General features: G+C 40.1%; 19 protein-coding genes. 6 read left to right on the plus strand and 13 right to left on the minus strand.

Annotated elements, in window-relative coordinates; translation table 11 throughout:
• Nucleotides 1-3 precede the first annotated feature (3 nt).
• Nucleotides 4-399: a hypothetical protein gene (locus AC4CU0_RS04310; RefSeq protein WP_078192198.1), complete on the minus strand. Its 396-nt coding sequence runs from the start codon at nucleotides 397-399 to the stop codon at nucleotides 4-6.
• A gap of 152 nt (nucleotides 400-551) precedes the next feature.
• Between AC4CU0_RS04310 and AC4CU0_RS04315 the strand changes: the two genes are divergently transcribed.
• From AC4CU0_RS04315 to AC4CU0_RS04325, 3 genes are all read left to right on the plus strand, one after another.
• Nucleotides 552-1,748, plus strand: coding sequence for a cupin-like domain-containing protein (locus AC4CU0_RS04315; RefSeq protein WP_490742540.1), 1,197 nt, complete (start codon nucleotides 552-554; stop codon nucleotides 1,746-1,748).
• Between the two features lie 66 nt (nucleotides 1,749-1,814).
• Nucleotides 1,815-2,627, plus strand: coding sequence for a DUF6502 family protein (locus AC4CU0_RS04320; protein WP_490742541.1), 813 nt, complete (start codon nucleotides 1,815-1,817; stop codon nucleotides 2,625-2,627).
• Nucleotides 2,605-3,243: a hypothetical protein gene (locus AC4CU0_RS04325; protein WP_490742542.1), complete on the plus strand. Its 639-nt coding sequence runs from the start codon at nucleotides 2,605-2,607 to the stop codon at nucleotides 3,241-3,243. Before AC4CU0_RS04320 ends, AC4CU0_RS04325 begins: the two co-directional genes overlap by 23 nt.
• Nucleotides 3,244-3,306: 63 nt before the next feature.
• On the opposite strand, the gene AC4CU0_RS04330 is transcribed toward AC4CU0_RS04325, so the two are convergent.
• From AC4CU0_RS04330 to rpoD, 6 genes are all read right to left on the minus strand, one after another.
• Entirely contained in the window at nucleotides 3,307-4,704 is a 1,398-nt protein-coding gene (locus AC4CU0_RS04330) for an APC family permease (protein ID WP_490742543.1), read from the minus strand.
• Nucleotides 4,705-4,969: 265 nt separating this feature from the next.
• Nucleotides 4,970-6,154 carry an iron-containing alcohol dehydrogenase gene (locus tag AC4CU0_RS04335; protein WP_111885299.1) on the minus strand — a complete coding sequence of 395 codons (1,185 nt, stop codon included), beginning with the start codon at nucleotides 6,152-6,154 and terminating at the stop codon, nucleotides 4,970-4,972.
• A gap of 3 nt (nucleotides 6,155-6,157) precedes the next feature.
• Nucleotides 6,158-6,691 carry a hypothetical protein gene (locus tag AC4CU0_RS04340; RefSeq protein WP_490742544.1) on the minus strand — a complete coding sequence of 178 codons (534 nt, stop codon included), beginning with the start codon at nucleotides 6,689-6,691 and terminating at the stop codon, nucleotides 6,158-6,160.
• Between the two features lie 75 nt (nucleotides 6,692-6,766).
• A complete protein-coding gene (gene lipB, locus AC4CU0_RS04345) occupies nucleotides 6,767-7,426 on the minus strand; it encodes a lipoyl(octanoyl) transferase LipB (RefSeq protein WP_180183115.1) in 660 nt (219 codons plus the stop codon).
• Nucleotides 7,427-7,583: 157 nt separating this feature from the next.
• Entirely contained in the window at nucleotides 7,584-7,871 is a 288-nt protein-coding gene (locus AC4CU0_RS04350) for a YbeD family protein (RefSeq protein ID WP_078191448.1), read from the minus strand.
• Nucleotides 7,872-7,998: 127 nt separating this feature from the next.
• The gene (gene rpoD / locus AC4CU0_RS04355) at nucleotides 7,999-9,888 is read right to left on the minus strand and encodes an RNA polymerase sigma factor RpoD (RefSeq protein WP_078192191.1); all 1,890 of its coding nucleotides are present in this window, start codon (nucleotides 9,886-9,888) and stop codon (nucleotides 7,999-8,001) included.
• 399 nt (nucleotides 9,889-10,287) lie between these two features.
• Here rpoD and AC4CU0_RS04360 point away from each other — a divergent pair, with 399 nt between their 5' ends.
• Together AC4CU0_RS04360 and AC4CU0_RS04365 are read left to right on the plus strand one after the other, a co-directional pair.
• On the plus strand, nucleotides 10,288-10,497 hold the full coding sequence (locus AC4CU0_RS04360) for a PA3496 family putative envelope integrity protein (protein WP_490742545.1): 210 nt from the start codon (nucleotides 10,288-10,290) through the stop codon (nucleotides 10,495-10,497).
• A 67-nt stretch (nucleotides 10,498-10,564) separates the two neighbouring features.
• Nucleotides 10,565-11,089 carry a YecA/YgfB family protein gene (locus AC4CU0_RS04365; RefSeq protein WP_078191372.1) on the plus strand — a complete coding sequence of 175 codons (525 nt, stop codon included), beginning with the start codon at nucleotides 10,565-10,567 and terminating at the stop codon, nucleotides 11,087-11,089.
• A 79-nt stretch (nucleotides 11,090-11,168) separates the two neighbouring features.
• Here the strand turns inward: AC4CU0_RS04365 and AC4CU0_RS04370 are convergent, their stop codons facing one another.
• From AC4CU0_RS04370 to trhO, 5 genes are all read right to left on the minus strand, one after another.
• Entirely contained in the window at nucleotides 11,169-11,585 is a 417-nt protein-coding gene (locus tag AC4CU0_RS04370) for an ABZJ_00895 family protein (RefSeq protein WP_490742546.1), read from the minus strand.
• Between the two features lie 123 nt (nucleotides 11,586-11,708).
• Nucleotides 11,709-12,119 (minus strand): ABZJ_00895 family protein, encoded by a 411-nt coding sequence (locus tag AC4CU0_RS04375; protein WP_111885304.1) that lies wholly within the window; start codon nucleotides 12,117-12,119, stop codon nucleotides 11,709-11,711.
• A gap of 21 nt (nucleotides 12,120-12,140) precedes the next feature.
• On the minus strand, nucleotides 12,141-12,752 hold the full coding sequence (locus AC4CU0_RS04380; protein ID WP_111885305.1) for a DedA family protein: 612 nt from the start codon (nucleotides 12,750-12,752) through the stop codon (nucleotides 12,141-12,143).
• A gap of 366 nt (nucleotides 12,753-13,118) precedes the next feature.
• Nucleotides 13,119-13,415 carry a hypothetical protein gene (locus tag AC4CU0_RS04385; RefSeq protein ID WP_490742547.1) on the minus strand — a complete coding sequence of 99 codons (297 nt, stop codon included), beginning with the start codon at nucleotides 13,413-13,415 and terminating at the stop codon, nucleotides 13,119-13,121.
• Between the two features lie 195 nt (nucleotides 13,416-13,610).
• Entirely contained in the window at nucleotides 13,611-14,543 is a 933-nt protein-coding gene (trhO, locus tag AC4CU0_RS04390) for an oxygen-dependent tRNA uridine(34) hydroxylase TrhO (RefSeq protein WP_490742548.1), read from the minus strand.
• A 188-nt stretch (nucleotides 14,544-14,731) separates the two neighbouring features.
• Between trhO and AC4CU0_RS04395 the strand changes: the two genes are divergently transcribed.
• Nucleotides 14,732-15,226: a DUF1289 domain-containing protein gene (locus tag AC4CU0_RS04395; RefSeq protein WP_490742549.1), complete on the plus strand. Its 495-nt coding sequence runs from the start codon at nucleotides 14,732-14,734 to the stop codon at nucleotides 15,224-15,226.
• Here AC4CU0_RS04395 and AC4CU0_RS04400 read toward each other — a convergent pair.
• Nucleotides 15,223-15,708 carry a transposase gene (locus AC4CU0_RS04400; RefSeq protein ID WP_490743459.1) on the minus strand — a complete coding sequence of 162 codons (486 nt, stop codon included), beginning with the start codon at nucleotides 15,706-15,708 and terminating at the stop codon, nucleotides 15,223-15,225. The two genes, AC4CU0_RS04395 and AC4CU0_RS04400, sit on opposite strands and share 4 nt — an antisense overlap.
• Nucleotides 15,709-15,753: the final 45 nt, after the last annotated feature.

Consider the following 15,753-nt stretch of genomic DNA (forward strand, 5'->3'; position numbering starts at 1 on the left):
GATTTATTGCACAAGGTGTGACTCAATCCAGCCATTGCCATGTTCTGTAGTGACTTCGATCAAACCTGTTTTAGTCATGTTTCCCGCAAAAATAATGTCTGCATTTTTTGACAGTTTATTAATGACTTGGCTCGATTTATCGGCAGTTTGATAAAGCGGTAGATTATTAATTTTAGGTCTGAGTTGCTGTCCCATGCTGAAACCATTTGCAGCATAATTTGAGTTAGTCGTGGCCCGACTGCCTGTCCATTCTTTTGCAGTATTTGATACTTCTTTGGATGTTTCATTAAATTGATTCAGCGTATTTCTTAAATCGCGCATGGTATCGGCAAAACCTGCATATACCGGTATTGAAGCTAAAGACAGACTGCTAACGATGACTAAATGACGAATTTTCATGAACTTTCTCCTTTACTTTGTTATGTCATTCCGCGTGATATTTGACGGATTCATAACATTCGCGGTGTTTAAATAATTATAAAATGCGAAAATTTAGCATTTTTAAAATAGATCATTTATACTTCACTTGTAAAGAGGGTGGAGTGGTGAAGATGAATGTAGAAAGCCAGAGCGAATATCTACAGCAAAGTAAAAATTGGTATCAATCCTTACCGATGGAATGGCAAAATTGGCTGAATGAAAATATTGAAAATGGGTGTGATGTACAGAAAATAAGTGAAATTTTACAATCACATGGATTAAGCCCAAGGGCTGAGCAATGCTTATTTTCTGATGCAGACCAACTTTCAGTGCAGCTGCAAAATGAACTTTTGGACTATTGTCTTGAGGGCTTAGAGACAGATAAAATTTTAGAAAAAATTAAGCAAAAAAATATTTCAAATCATTTGATCATTCAGTTTTTAAAGCATGTAAACAATAACGTAATTTTAAAAAAACTGAAGCAACTACAGCAACAGCAGAATAAACAGCGCTGGTTATTACAGGTGATGGGTCAATTAAATCAATTGAACGACCACAGTCCATCCACAATCGATTGCATAGAAACACCTGATTTTGAGACGTTTGTAGAGCAGTATTATAGCCAGATGCGGCCGGTCATTTTAAAAGGTGGGATACAACACTGGCCTGCATTGCATAAATGGAGTCCTGATTATTTTGCACAGCATTTTGAAAATGAGCTGGTTGAAGTCCAGATGCATCGTGAGCAGCATCATGATTTTGAAAAAAAATCGGTACAGCTGAAACGCATTATTTTGATGCAAGATTTTGTCGCACAAATCAAAGCCACTAAGCGTAGCAATGACATTTATTTAACCGCGAATAACGCCGCTCAAAATAAGCAGTTCATGCAAAAGATAAGTGAAGATCTTGGCGACTTTGCCAAAGCTTATTGTCAAAAAGAGATCAAAGATCGACATTTTTTATGGTTTGGCCCTGCAGGCACATTTACGCCACTACATTATGACTTAACCAATAACATGTTGGCACAAATCTATGGACGTAAAAAAGTGACTTTGATTCCTGCATGGCAGATGCCGTATATGTATAACGATCATTGGGTATTCAGTCAGGTTTCAGACGTTGCAAAGGCTGATCTTGCAGCCTATCCACTGTTAGAAAACGTGACGCCGTTTGAGTGCATTTTGCAGCCAGGGGAAACCTTATTTATCCCAATTGGTTGGTGGCATAGTGTTGAAAGTTTAGATATCTCGATCAGTGTTTCTTTTACGCATTTTAATGTAAATAATCATTTTTTTACTGAATACCCTCAAGATCTCATCAGATAAAAATTGTGAAGTAGATTAAACAATGCGAAAATTTCACTTATGCAGTCTAATTTTCATGGCAATTCAATGAGCAAACTTCTCACTAATGAGGCAGATCAAAATTTACAGCAAGTATTGGTGCTGATGAATGAGCTGAGCCAATGGCTGATTCGCTCAGGTGTGGGGTATACCGAGTTTACTGCTGCATTGAAACCGGTTTTTTTCCAACAAGCTGTACATGAGTTAGAGCGTATCGATCAAAAACCGACGATTTCTGCGATCAGTTTACTTTCTGGCCTACACCGTAAGGACGTGACTGCTTATAAAGAAGTGATTTCTGAAGGTAAGGATCTGACTGAAGCGACTGTTTCGGAGCCAATTAGTGTGCCATCACGTGTGATGGGTTTGTGGCTTGCGGAAGGCTGGGGGAATTCATTGCCCTTTAGTAGTGAGTCGGAAAATAGTTTTGAAATGTTAGTGAAACGAATCTCCACCGAGCGCCATCCACGTTCGGTACTCAATGAGCTTGTTCGTTTGGAAATTGCCACTGAAAAAGATGGACAGGTGTATTTACAACAACGTCGTTTTATTCCAGATCCTTCGCAGTTAGAAGCACGTAAAATTTTAACGCGAAATGTTCAAGCGCATTTAGAGGCGGGTTTGCATAATTTATTGAATCCTGATGAAATACCTTACTTAGAACAAGCCATTTGTGCTGACGAATTAACAGAAGAATCGATTAATAAATTACATGAAATGAGCTTAGAGCTTTGGCAGAAATACTCATTACAACTTTTAAAACTTGCCGCGGAGCGTTGCGCAATGGATGACGGGAATCCTGAAGCAAATCGTGCATTTCGCTTTGGAGTTTATCAACATGATGCGAAAATTAAATTTTAAAATATTGACACTTTGCAGCCTGATGTCCGTATTGTCCGGCTGTGAGATTGATTTTTTTTCGAGCGGTGGGGTAACGATCGAAGGCACAGGTGATCCAATCATTGATATTGGTCATGCGGGTGAGCAGAATGGTAGCTTTATACTTGGAACACGTTATCTGGAGTTTTCTGCGCCTGAGCAAGACTCTTGTCATGGTGTAGAGCGTAAATTGACGTTCTTAAATCCGCATGACCGAGAAAAAATAGACACCCAGACGTTTGTAGAAATACCAGCTGCACAGTCTGAGCTAAGTTCACAAAATGTACGTCTAACCTTAAAGAACACCAATAGTGTGCCAGTCACAATTCAATTGCAATGTGATATGCCATTAACAATGCAGTTGGATGAGCAAGTTCGACCTTATTTTCCAAAACAGACTTGTGAAACGCCGAGTGAAATCAAGCTATATCCGCAGCAGCAGCATGTCTTTGAAGCGGCAGTCAATCTTGAAACAGTGGAAGTAGGCACATGGTCCCATGGTTTGGGAACTGCTGTTGAGTTTAAAGGCAATGCAGGTGAGAAGTGTGAAGAAATGACAATCCATTTTAAGCAATCATCTAAGCGTATTCAGCCTTAGAGATCATTTGTTAGAAATAAAAAAGGCGCTTTAAGCGCCTTTTTTGTTTAGAGATAAACTTGATTAGAATTTATCATCAAATTCGTTATGTTGCGGTGCAGGGTGTTTAAAACCTTTAGTTTTATAACCAAGGTATAAAATACCGAACATTGCCCACCACAAACCATATTTCAATGCAGTTTCTTCAATTTCTAACCACATCGCAAAGATACTGATAAAGCCAAGCATTGGAATAACGACAAAGCTAAAAATATCTTTGGCTGTTTTTGTGCGGCCATCACGAAGTGCATAACGTGAAATCACAGATAAGTTCACGAAAGTAAAGGCTGTCAATGCACCAAAACTAATCATCGAAATGACAATATCAAGATTCATAAAGCCCGCAGTTAATGCAACCGCACCTACGATCATGATGTTGTACGATGGTGTGAAGTTTTTCGGACTAATATGACCAAAAATCTTTTTGTTAATGACGCCATCACGACCCATTACATACATCAGACGTGATACGCCAGCATGTGCAGAAATACCTGATGCCATTACTGTCACAATCGCAAAAGTTAACACATAGGATTGGAACAGTGAGCCGCCGACGAGCAAGAGTATCTCTGGCTGTGTTTCAGTAATATTCTTGAAATAGTTACCCGGCTCAGCAGGGAAGAACAGCTGCATGAAGTAGGTACTAATAATGAAGATAATCCCTGCGATTAAAGCAGTTAAGAAAATCGCTTTCGGCAGTGTTTTCTCAGTATCTTTGGTTTCTTCTGCCAATGAACTTAATGAGTCAAAACCAGTGAACGAGAAGCACAGTAATGTTGCACCTGTAATCAGCGCACCCACAGACGTCAGCTCATTCCAAAATGGCTCAAGGCTCCATAATTGGTAGCGTTCTGCCGCAGAAATCGGGCCATCAGCATTGAAGCCCATTTGAAGCTTGCTGTAGACCATCCACGTGAAAATACCAATTACTAATAACTGCACAAGTACAATCAGGCTGTTGAAGTTAGCAACAAAACGCGCGCCGCGTAAGTTAATTCCAGTCATGAATGCCGTTAGCACAATGACCCATACCCAGTGGTTTACTGTTGGAAATAGTGCTTCAAGGTAAATCACTGCAAGAATAATATTCACCATTGGAGATAATAGGTAGTCTAACCAAGAAGACCAACCCACCATGAAACCAACGTTCGGGTGAATAGATTTTTGGGCATAGGTATACGCAGAACCCGAAGAAGGGTAGCGACGGATCATATGACCATAACTAATCGAGGTAAACAGAATTGCAATAAGGGCAATAATGTAAGAAGTCGGCACGTGTCTATGACTTTCTTCAGATACTAAACCAAAAGTATCAAATAGAGTCATTGGTTGGATGTAAGCCAAACCAATAATAATAATGTGCCAGAGTCCAAGCGTTTTTTGCAGTTTAGCTGCCGATTGAGTCCCAGAGATATTTGTCAACGGCGTTATCCTCTTATCGTTGATCAAGGATCAGTCATGTTCTAAGGATCGTTTGAGACGAACGATCCCCCCTACGTTTTAAAACAAAAGTGCGCCAATCTACTCCAAATTGGTACATTTTGTCAGTAACTTTGAAATTATTTTTAGCAGAAATTATGCCAGTTTGATTAAAAAATAACTGATATTGCGTTCTGCAAGTGAAAAGCCCGATGTTTAAAAAAACATCAGGCTTAATTTTTCGCTATATTCGCTTATTTTTCAGCAATTACCAAGCTTTTTTTAGAATAGTTTTGAGGTCTTCTAAGCTGGCTTCTTTAGGATTATAAATAATAGATCCATCATTCAGTGCTTTCTCTGCCACTTCATCTAATTGAGCTTCAGTCACTTTACCTGTTTCACTCAAAGTACGTGGTAATTTGGTCAAACTAAACAAGCGGTCACGCATGGCTAAAAGCGTTGAAATGGCTTTTTCAGCGCGGAGGTTGGCCGGTGTTTGTGCATAAATATCAGGACCAGCCAGTGGTAATAGCAATTCAGCAATCTTATCGCCATTCACTTCTTTGTTGTATTCCAACACATACGGCAAGAATAAATTCATGCATAAGCCGTGGGGCAGATGAGCGACTGCACCCAGCGCATGGCCTAATGAATGCACCAATCCAACCATTGAGTTCGAAAATGCAATTCCTGCCATCGTTGAGGCTTGTGCAAGTTCTAAGCGCCCATGTGCATCGCTGGTATTATCTAAGACACCAAATAAGCTATTGCTAATTTTCTTGATTGCGGCAGTAGCATAGGCATCTGAAATAGGGTTCGCCGCCATGCACGTATAGGCTTCAATGGCATGCGTCATCGCATCCATCGCTGTCATCGCCGTAAGATGAGGTGGCAAAGTTTGCGTCATACGTGGGTCAAGAATTGCCGCATGTGGCATCAAATAATTCGATGCAAAGGCCATTTTAACATTCTTTTCAGGGTCAGAAACCACAGCGACCATAGTCACTTCTGAACCTGTCCCTGAGGTTGTTGGAATCACAAAAAATGGTTTTAAAGGTTTTGGTAAGTTGTGCGCACCTGAGTATTTCAGTAAGTCATCACCACCTTCAGATACCAAGATGTTGGTTGCTTTAGAGGTATCAATCACTGAACCGCCACCGACGGCAATAATGGCATCACATTGGTTGTCGCGGTAAAGTTGAGCCGCTTTACGTACGGTTTCTAAACTTGAGTCTGGAGGAACATCATCAAAAATATAGCCAATCACCGTCTCGGTACTTTCAAAAGCCGCTTCAATCGGTGCAAGTAATTGATTACTGCGAACGCCTTTGTCAGTAATGATCATGGGGCGTTTAGCACCCAAAGTAGACAGTTCGAATGGGATGTGTTCTAAAGCAGCATGGCCAGCAATCACTTTTACAGGACAGAAAAATTCGTAATATGGTTTAGCCATGTGTTATGCGCTCCGTTTTAAATAAGACTGGGCTACTTTTAAATAAATATTTGCAGCACCGCTCAGTTTTTCTTTTAGGCGTAAATGTGTTGGATATTCTTTGACAGCCAATTCAGCCACCAATTTAGGTAAAATTAACGCTTCCATTTTGTTGAGACAACGCACCAGTCGGATGGCATAAGACAAATCACCATCGGCAATCATGCGGTCATTGGCAAAGGCTTGTGCGGTACTTTCTTGAAATGAGAAGACCAAAAAGGCATGATTCAAATGCTTAAACGTAATGGTTAAGTCAGGCTTTTGAGTGCCGGGTGTGAGGAGTTTTAGTTGATGGTCTTCCGTAACTTGCGCGACAAATGCAGCACCATTAGGAAAAACATTCATAGATAAAATAAAATTAACTGGAAATTTAGCAACTTCTTGTTTAATTTCTTCATCGACCTGGCTCGCCATGACCAGACCTCTGCCAATCACATCCATCATGAGTTTGACATAGGCCTGCTGGAGCGCGGGTTTAACGGATTTAGTTGCAATCACGTGTACATCCCTTATCTATAATTATTAATTTAGAGCTTTTACTCTAAATTATTTTATTTGAGAAAGCAAAGTCTTTTATAGTTGTTTGACTGTTACGTCTTTAAAGTAACCACTGTTTTTCAAAGTATCAATGATATCGACGCATAAGTTTTCAAATTTAGGGTAATCTTGCACCAAATCTTGTATACGAACCATTTCTAATCCAGCATAGCCACATGGATTAATGGTATGAAAACCAAATAGATCACAATCGATATTCAGTGCCAAACCGTGATAACTGCGGCCTTTACGAATTTTAAAACCGAGAGAACCAATTTTGCGTTCTGCAACATAAACACCGGGTGCATCAGGCTTGGCATAAGCGTCGATGCCGTACTTTTTCAGCAGTTCGATCATCAAGTTTTCTGCATAGGAAACCAGCGTACGCACGTTCCAACCTAAGCGATTTAAGTCAAACATGAAATAAGCGACCAACTGACCCGGTCCATGCCAAGTGACTTGTCCACCACGGTCTGTTTGTACCACAGGGATGTTACTTTGCACCAAAATATGTTCAGGCTTGCCAGCTTGCCCCTGAGTTAATACATCGGGATGCTGTAATATCCACAGCTCATCAGGTGAGTTTTCATCTCGCTGTTCAGTGAGAGTTTTCATCTCTAAAAAGCGGTCTGCATAAGGGGTAAGGTGGTTATATTGACGAATGATTAATTCGGGTTTTTGAACAGTTTCAGTCACGTATTTCGTGTCCTTTTCTATCAAAGTCATGTATGGATTATAATGAATTAGACGTACAAAAGGGGGGTTAAATACTGAATTACTTGAGGGTATTACTATTATACTTAGACATAAAAAACACGCCCTAAAGCGTGCTTTTTTATTTAAATCAACAGAATTACAGCGCGGTACGAATGTGTTTACAAGCTGCTAAATCCGCATAGACCGCATGTACTTGTTCTAACTCTTCGAAACGTAATTGAGCAGTAATTGAATGATATTTACCTGTACGAGATGGAGTCACAGTCATTTTACTGCCATCAAAATCAGGAAAATGTTTAACAAAAATTTCATTCACTGCTAGGCGAAGTTCTTCACCTGCATTACCAATCAATTTAATTGGGTAGTCCATAGGGAAGACCCAAAGATGCTCTTGCAATTCACGTGAAGGAGCGCGATTAGTCATATCAGTCATGGGACACCTCATTATTTAAAAATACCTGCAATGAGCAGGTATTTGGAATCATTTGCTACATGCTCATAATATGGGGTGGAAAACCCCATATTCAAGCCTGCATTGTCCTAGTTATAGGTTAATCATTCTCAAGGAATGAACGCAGATGTTCTGAGCGTGAAGGATGACGTAATTTACGCAATGCTTTCGCTTCAATCTGACGAATACGTTCACGTGTTACGTCAAACTGTTTACCCACTTCTTCCAAGGTATGGTCGGTTGGCATATCGATACCGAAACGCATTTTCAAGACTTTCGCTTCACGTTCAGTCAAGTTTTCAAGAACTTCACGTGTTGCTTCTTTTAAGCCTTCTGACGTTGCAGCGTCAATCGGAGAGGTGATATTACCGTCTTCAATGAAGTCACCAAGATGCGAATCTTCATCATCACCAATTGGTGTTTCCATTGAAATTGGTTCTTTCGCGATTTTAAGCACTTTACGAACTTTCACTTCGTCCATTTCTAGACGTTCACCTAATTCTTCTGGTGTAGGTTCACGACCCATTTCTTGAAGAAGTTGGCGAGATACACGGTTGATCTTGTTAATGGTTTCGATCATGTGTACTGGAATACGAATAGTACGTGCTTGGTCGGCAATCGAACGCGTAATCGCCTGACGAATCCACCAAGTTGCATAAGTAGAGAATTTATAACCACGACGATACTCGAATTTATCCACCGCTTTCATCAAGCCAATGTTACCTTCTTGGATCAAGTCGAGGAATTGCAAACCACGGTTGGTGTATTTTTTCGCAATCGAAATTACCAAACGTAAGTTAGCTTCAACCATTTCCTTTTTCGCACGGCGAGCTTTCGCTTCACCAATCGACATACGTTTAGAAATGTCTTTGATGCCTTTAACATCTAAACCAAGTTCTTTCTCGATGTCAGCGATTTTTTGTTGGAATGCCAGAACGTCAGGGCGGACTTTTTCAAGATAGCCTTTCATTTCTGCAGGTGCTTTAGCAATTTGTTCATCTAACCAAGCAAAGTTAGATTCTTGACCTGGGAAAGACGTACGGAATTGAGTACGGTCCATACGACCACGACGTACTGCATAGCGCATAACTTCACGTTCAGAAGTACGGATTTGGTCATGGGTATTACGAATCAAATCAGAGATGATGTCGAATAAACGTGGTGTGAATTTGAACATCATGAACACAGTTGCAAGTGCTTCAAGTGCAGCAGCAGCTTCTTTACTGTTACGCCCATGTTTTTCAATTGCAGCTTTAGTGACTAACCATGCTTGTTCAAGCTCAGTGAAACGTGCTTTAGCAATTTCAGGATCTGGACCAGATTCGCCTTCAGAATCATCATCACCTTCAGACTCTTCTTCTTCATCGTCATCATCAAGTTTGACATCTTTAGTTGGCTTGTTGGTTGACGCTTCATCTTCATCGATCTCAGAATCATCTTCATCGATCACTTCTGGGATGGCTTCGTCAGATTCTGGATCTAAATAACCAGAAAGAATATCAGCTAAACGGCGTTCACCCGCTTCATAATCTTTATATTCTTGTAATACAACTTCGACTGCATTTGGCCAATAAGCAATAGAATGTAAAACGTCACGAATACCTTCTTCGATACGTTTTGCAATGCTAATTTCGCCTTCACGTGTCAAAAGCTCAACTGTACCCATTTCGCGCATATACATACGCACAGGGTCAGTGGTACGACCGGGTTCATTTTCAACAGATGCAAGTACAGCAGCGGCTTCTTCTTCAGCAACTTCGTCAGTCGCTTCGCTGCCACCTTCAAACATTGTATCGTCAGTTTCTGGTGCACGATCATGTACCGGAATACCCACGTCATTCAACATCTGAATGATGTCTTCAATCTGTTCACTTTCAGTGATTGAGTCCGGGAGATGATCGTTAACCTCGGCGAAAGTTAGGTAACCTTGCTCTTTGCCTCGGCTAATCAGAGCCGCTACTTGAGAAGTAGGGGAAGTCATATCGCTCATCTTTGCTTACTCTTCGTTGAATCTGTGGCAGTAAAAAACCGTGCATTTTAGCACGATCGTCTCATTAAATCTTGTGAATAGCTGGCTTATCCCATTAGGACGGTACAGCATCAAGCTGTCCAATGAGATATTAAAAATTTAAATTCAGTAATTTAGGTGGGGCTGAAATTGTTGTTTTCAAGTTCATCCCATGCATCGATTATTTTATGGGTCAACTGTGACTGTCATAAAAATGAAGGACGCAGGGTGGATTATATCATGCCACAGGTTTTGGTAAGAAAAAAAGCCCTATTTTTAAAGTTTAGATGTTAAAAAAACAAATAAAACTTGACAATATTTTATATCCCATATAAATAGCGGCTAGACCCCTTCAATTTTTTTCATTATGAGGTAGTTTTGGTGTCTTCTACAGATTTTGAACTAGATGATAACTACGGTGATGATGATGTGAATTTCGATGAGGCCAGTGCAAAAACTAGCGCGAAAGAATCGTTAGAAAAGCGCCGACTTATTGATGACCTTCTGGCTCAGCGCCGTCTTGAACGTGAGCTTAAAGATTTTGATTACGACATCGACGATGACGATGATTTTGATGACGAACAAGACTAAATAGCGATTTAGCATAGCGCTTGAAAATGCTATGCTTACGCATTAAGTTTCTAACTCTGGATTTGAAATGAGTGCTTTAGATTTAGACCTTTTGAGTGACTATCTAGACGGCGATGACAACGAGCATGGTCTAGATTTTGCAGCGACTCATGGTTTTTTGTGTGCAATTGCAGTAGGCCCAGCTTTTGATAAATGGCTAGACGAACTTTTTGATAACAATCAGAAAAAAGTACCTGCTGAAATTATTGCACAAGTAAAAGCATGGCTCGAATCGATTCGTCAGAATCTTGCCAATGAAGATGGTATTGAATTTCCATTTGAAATTGAAGAAGCCGATGTTGAATCAAGTCTTGGTGACTGGAGTGTTGGCTTCGTTGATGCCATGTTCCTAAACGAAGATGCATGGTTCACCGACGAGTTTGAAGAACAATTGGTAGATTTAACTTTGCCAATCATGGTGTTCAGCGGCATTGATGAAGAAGATCCACAAATGGAATCTTTCCGTCGCAATGGTCAGTTGATGGATGAACTTGCAGAAGAAATCCCAACCAATTTGAACGAATTATATTTGATGTATCACACACCAAATTAATTTCGACGAAATTTAAAAAAGCACCTTGGGGTGCTTTTTTTAGCGCTATACCTTTTCAATTCAAAGTTAGTCTAAATGCTTAACTACGTTTGGCTTTTAAGAAGCTCTTTGCCATCCATCCAAAAGATAAAGCCAACATGAGGTAATGGATGAATAAGGTAAAGCTGATAGCAAGCAGCCAGACCCAAGCGGGTAATTGCGTTAGCGCCATTTGAATAAAGGCTTGGGTTTCAGGGAAGATCAAGAGACAAATGACTGTAGCAACGACACTAATCAGTACGGAAGCTAAAATACAGCTCCAAATCAAAGTTCTCTTTTCAGACTTATCTGGCACTCGCTGATGGTCTTTGACAAAGCTAGATGCCGCAGCAAAACCGCCCACAATGAGACAGGTAATAGATGAACCACCGGGTAAATCAAAGAAAGATTCAATGGCTGCGACAGCGACCATGGCGAGGGCATAAGCAATGCTAAATGTGATGATGTATTTTTTCATTATTCAATGTTCATGTTTTCGTTATATAAAGGGCAAGTATGGCTTGCCCGAAGTATGTTCATTGAATTTTAAGTTTCAGTGAAGGGGTGATAATTCAGATTTTAACGCAATACATTGAAAAAATTATAATTTTTTAGCACAGTAGTCTGCATACCAACCGTAGGCAATATGAAATATCGTGCCATGAATGGCGACCAAACAAAGCATAACCACAGCAGTTAGCCCAATGCCTGCATGATCTACAGACTTCATAATGCTTTCGGCATTGGGATTCATTAGCACCAAGAACAGCACAAAAAAGCTCCCAATAATGATTGCAACGGCACTGGAGCCCCAAACCAGTTGGATCTTTTCATGGTTGCTCGGCACACGTTGTTCTTTTTTTACAAAATGCCCAACGCTGATTAATGCACATGCCACCAATGTAGGAATTAATGTAATACCACCTAGATTTAATCCAAAAATTAATACGGTAATCAAAAGCACCAAGGCGATGCTATAAACAGCAGCAAAGTGTAGGAGATAGTGTTTCATTTAAGCCCCAAAAACAAAAAATTAACGAGGTCGACGTTGATGTCGACGGTACAAAATCCAAGCAATAATGATGACTGTGATCAGAATAATCACATGGCCAACTTTACTAAATATTTGCTGCATTAACTGCTGATTTTCACCTAAATAAAAACCCATACAAGCTAAAAAAGTGGTCCAAATAATCGTACCTAAACCACTATAAAACATAAACTTCCAAAATGGCATGCGGCTCATTCCAGCAGGAATACTAATGAGAGAACGCACAGCTGGAATCATCCGGCCGAAAAATACAATGCGGTGACCGTATTGCTCAAACCATGCTAGAGATTTTTTTACATCTGCCGATTTGATAAATAAATATTTTCCATAGCGATCGACGAAGTGAAAGATGGATTCATGCTTAAATTTATAGCCAATCCAATATAGCAATGCAGCCGCCAGTAAAGAACCGACACAACCTGAAATAATGACACCAATGAGGAGTAGTTGACCTTGGGAGGCAGAATAGCCAGCCGAGGGCATAATGATTTCAGAGGGGATTGGGGGGAAGACATTGTCAAGGAACATGAGTAGGGCAATACCGAGATAACCCAATTGTTCCATGATTGAAATGATCCATTCAGTTAAAGTCATGGTAGCTAAGGCAGAGAAAAGGTGTATTTATCCTATGTTGAAAAGCGCAGTGGGTAAAGTTCCGTTTTAAATATTCCTGAAACCACCTAAGCAAAAACAACAAATGTTGAGTTCATCTTGTATTAAGTAGCACGTAGGCTTAATGAGAAGGAAAATGTATGAATGAGTGATGGTATTGAGCAATGCTGAGTAATAGTAAAACTGAATAATTGATAGGCATAGAGTACGGTTTTTATATTACTGAGTTTACGCTGTGCAGTTTGGATTTTATTTTTGATTTTGGCGCTTTAGCAGCCTTAAAAATCGTTTTATATACTGAACAGCGTAGGACAAAGTTGCAATAAGTAGCGTTGCAAGGTGCGCAAATTAATCATCATGTTCCATATTTAACAGGGTGTGAATATAGACTTGGCGTAAGCTCAGCGATAAAGCAAATGGAATCGCACAAAGTCCAAGAATATTGAGCATAGTGGGTTGTAAGTGCAATGTATAAGCAATAAATAAGGCAAAAATTGCACCAATGCATGTAGCAACACTGACTATCAAAATATGCGATTGTTGGTTAAGGAGGTGTTTTAATTCTCCTACACTTTCTTTTACACGGGGAGCGGGTAAAGCAAGGCGCCTTGAGGTTGCAATTGGAGAGTTGATTAATTTTGGCATAATGCTTTCCTTTTCAATTATCTATAATGATTTTCTCGGATCAATTGATCAGAATAAGCATAAATGCGCGAACTGATTCTCGTAAATAACCAGATATAGTTATTTTGTCAAAAAAATTAAGTCACTGTTGAGAATGCGTAAAAAAAAGCCCTAAAAATAGGGCTTTTATTTATATATCGTTACAACAAATTTTCCTTAGAGGCGCTTACGTTTTGCTGCCATAATTTGTGATTGACGCATACGGAAGCCAGCTTTTTGTTGTTCCGTGGTTTTGTCGATACAGTATTTGCAAGATACGCCATGTTCGTAGCTCGGAAGTTCAACTTCAGCAGGAGCCAGTGGCCAACCGCATGCGTGACATTTGATATTTTCGCCTTCTTCCATACCGTGAGTGACAGCAGTACGACCGTCAAATACGAAACATTCACCTTCCCACATGCTGTCGGAAGCAGGGGTTTCTTCTAAATATTTTAAGATACCGCCTTTAAGGTGATAAACCTCATTAAAGCCTTCTTGAAGTAAAAGTGAGGTTGATTTTTCACAGCGAATACCGCCTGTACAGAACATGGCAATTTTCTTATCTTTATGCTGCTCAAGCTCTTTTTTCACGTATTCAGGGAATTCACGGAAAGTCTCAGTTTTCGGGTCAATCGCACCCTTAAATGTACCTGCTTTGTATTCATAGTCGTTACGTGTATCAATTAGGATTACGTCATCACGTGCAATTAGTTCATTCCATTCTTTAGGATCAAGATAGTGACCGACTAAATCACGTGGTTTCACTTCCACACCTAACGTCACGATTTCTTTTTTCAGTTTGATCTTCATTTTACGGAATGGTTTATCCGCGCTATGCGATTCTTTGTATTCCATCGCATTGAAGCCTTCATTGAGAAGGAATTGATGGATGATATCTACAGATTTACGGTCACCGGCAACCGTACCGTTAATACCTTCACCTGCCACAATTAGAGTACCGCAAAGGTTGATGGTTTTTACCAAGTCTAAAAGACGTTGTTGAAGATCGGCAGGATCTTGAACTTCTTTGAATTGATAAAGTGCGGCAACAACCCAACCAGAGGTCGCTTGCTGTTCTACAGGTGCAAGCTGTTCTACAGTAGCGTTCATGGAGTACTCCAAGTGAATAAACAGGATAAAAATTAAGGCGCACATTCTACCGTGATTTGGATGAATAAGCGAGTAATGTGGTGGCTTTTAACCACACATTTGATCATAGCTTCATTTCAGTAGTTTTAGCGTGTATAGTCATGCCGAGTTGTTTTTATCCCATAAATATTGCTTGAATGGAGCCGGTTTTGAGTACTGATCGTCGAATTGCCTCGTTGACCCCATGTGCAGGGCGTTGTTCTACGGTATTTGGTGATTCAGTCTGTCGTGGTTGCCGCCGCTTTAACCATGAAGTCATAAAATGGAATACCTATACAGCAGAGCAACACACGGCCATTTGGTGTCGTTTAGATGCACAATTAGATCAAATTTTAATACCGATGTTGCCGCAAGCAGATATCATCCATGTCGAAGGCTTTGTCTTGTCTAAGCGAGTTCGCTTACGTCCAGATGCAAGCAAAGGCCGTAAACTGTATCACGCACTCAAGCTCTGCGAAAAAAACCGTCATTTCACAGATGAAAGTGGACTCGGGATACATTACAAACAGGTACGACCGTTGTGGGATGAATTTGAGCGTCGCGTTTTGGCACTCGCCACAGCCAGCTATGATTTGGCATTCTTAAGAGCAGATGCCATTCGCTTGCATTTATTGCAAAACATGGATGAAGAGGACTATAGCTAAATACCAAATAAATCATTACAGTAATCTTTAAATAATTTATCAATATCTTTAACTCTAAACTTAGTTCGAATCGACTTGACTCGTGACCACATATTTTCTATTGGATTTAAATCTGGACTATATTTAGGAAGCCACACAATGTAATGGCCTGCACAACGTATCAACTCCTGAAGTCTTTTCCCTTTGTGAAAGGTCGCATTGTCCATAATCAAAACACTGCTTTCTTTCAACTTAGGTAATAAATCCTGTTCAATCCAACATTCAAATACTTCTGTATTCACAGAACAATTAAACACACCAACTGTCAACAATCTATTTTCGATAATTGCACCGATCGCATTACTGCAATTCTTCAACTGCCAGTTAAATTCACCTTCAGCACGTGTTCCTTGAAGGCTATAACTATGAGTTCTGGTACTTTCACTTTGAAAACCACTTTCATCTATGTAAATCAGAGGCAATTTCCCTTCTAAACACTCTATGAGATTTTGAAATTGCTGACGTTGATTTTGATCTGCTTTAGGATG

The sequence above is a fragment of the Acinetobacter sp. LipI_15 genome (genome assembly GCF_058242865.1).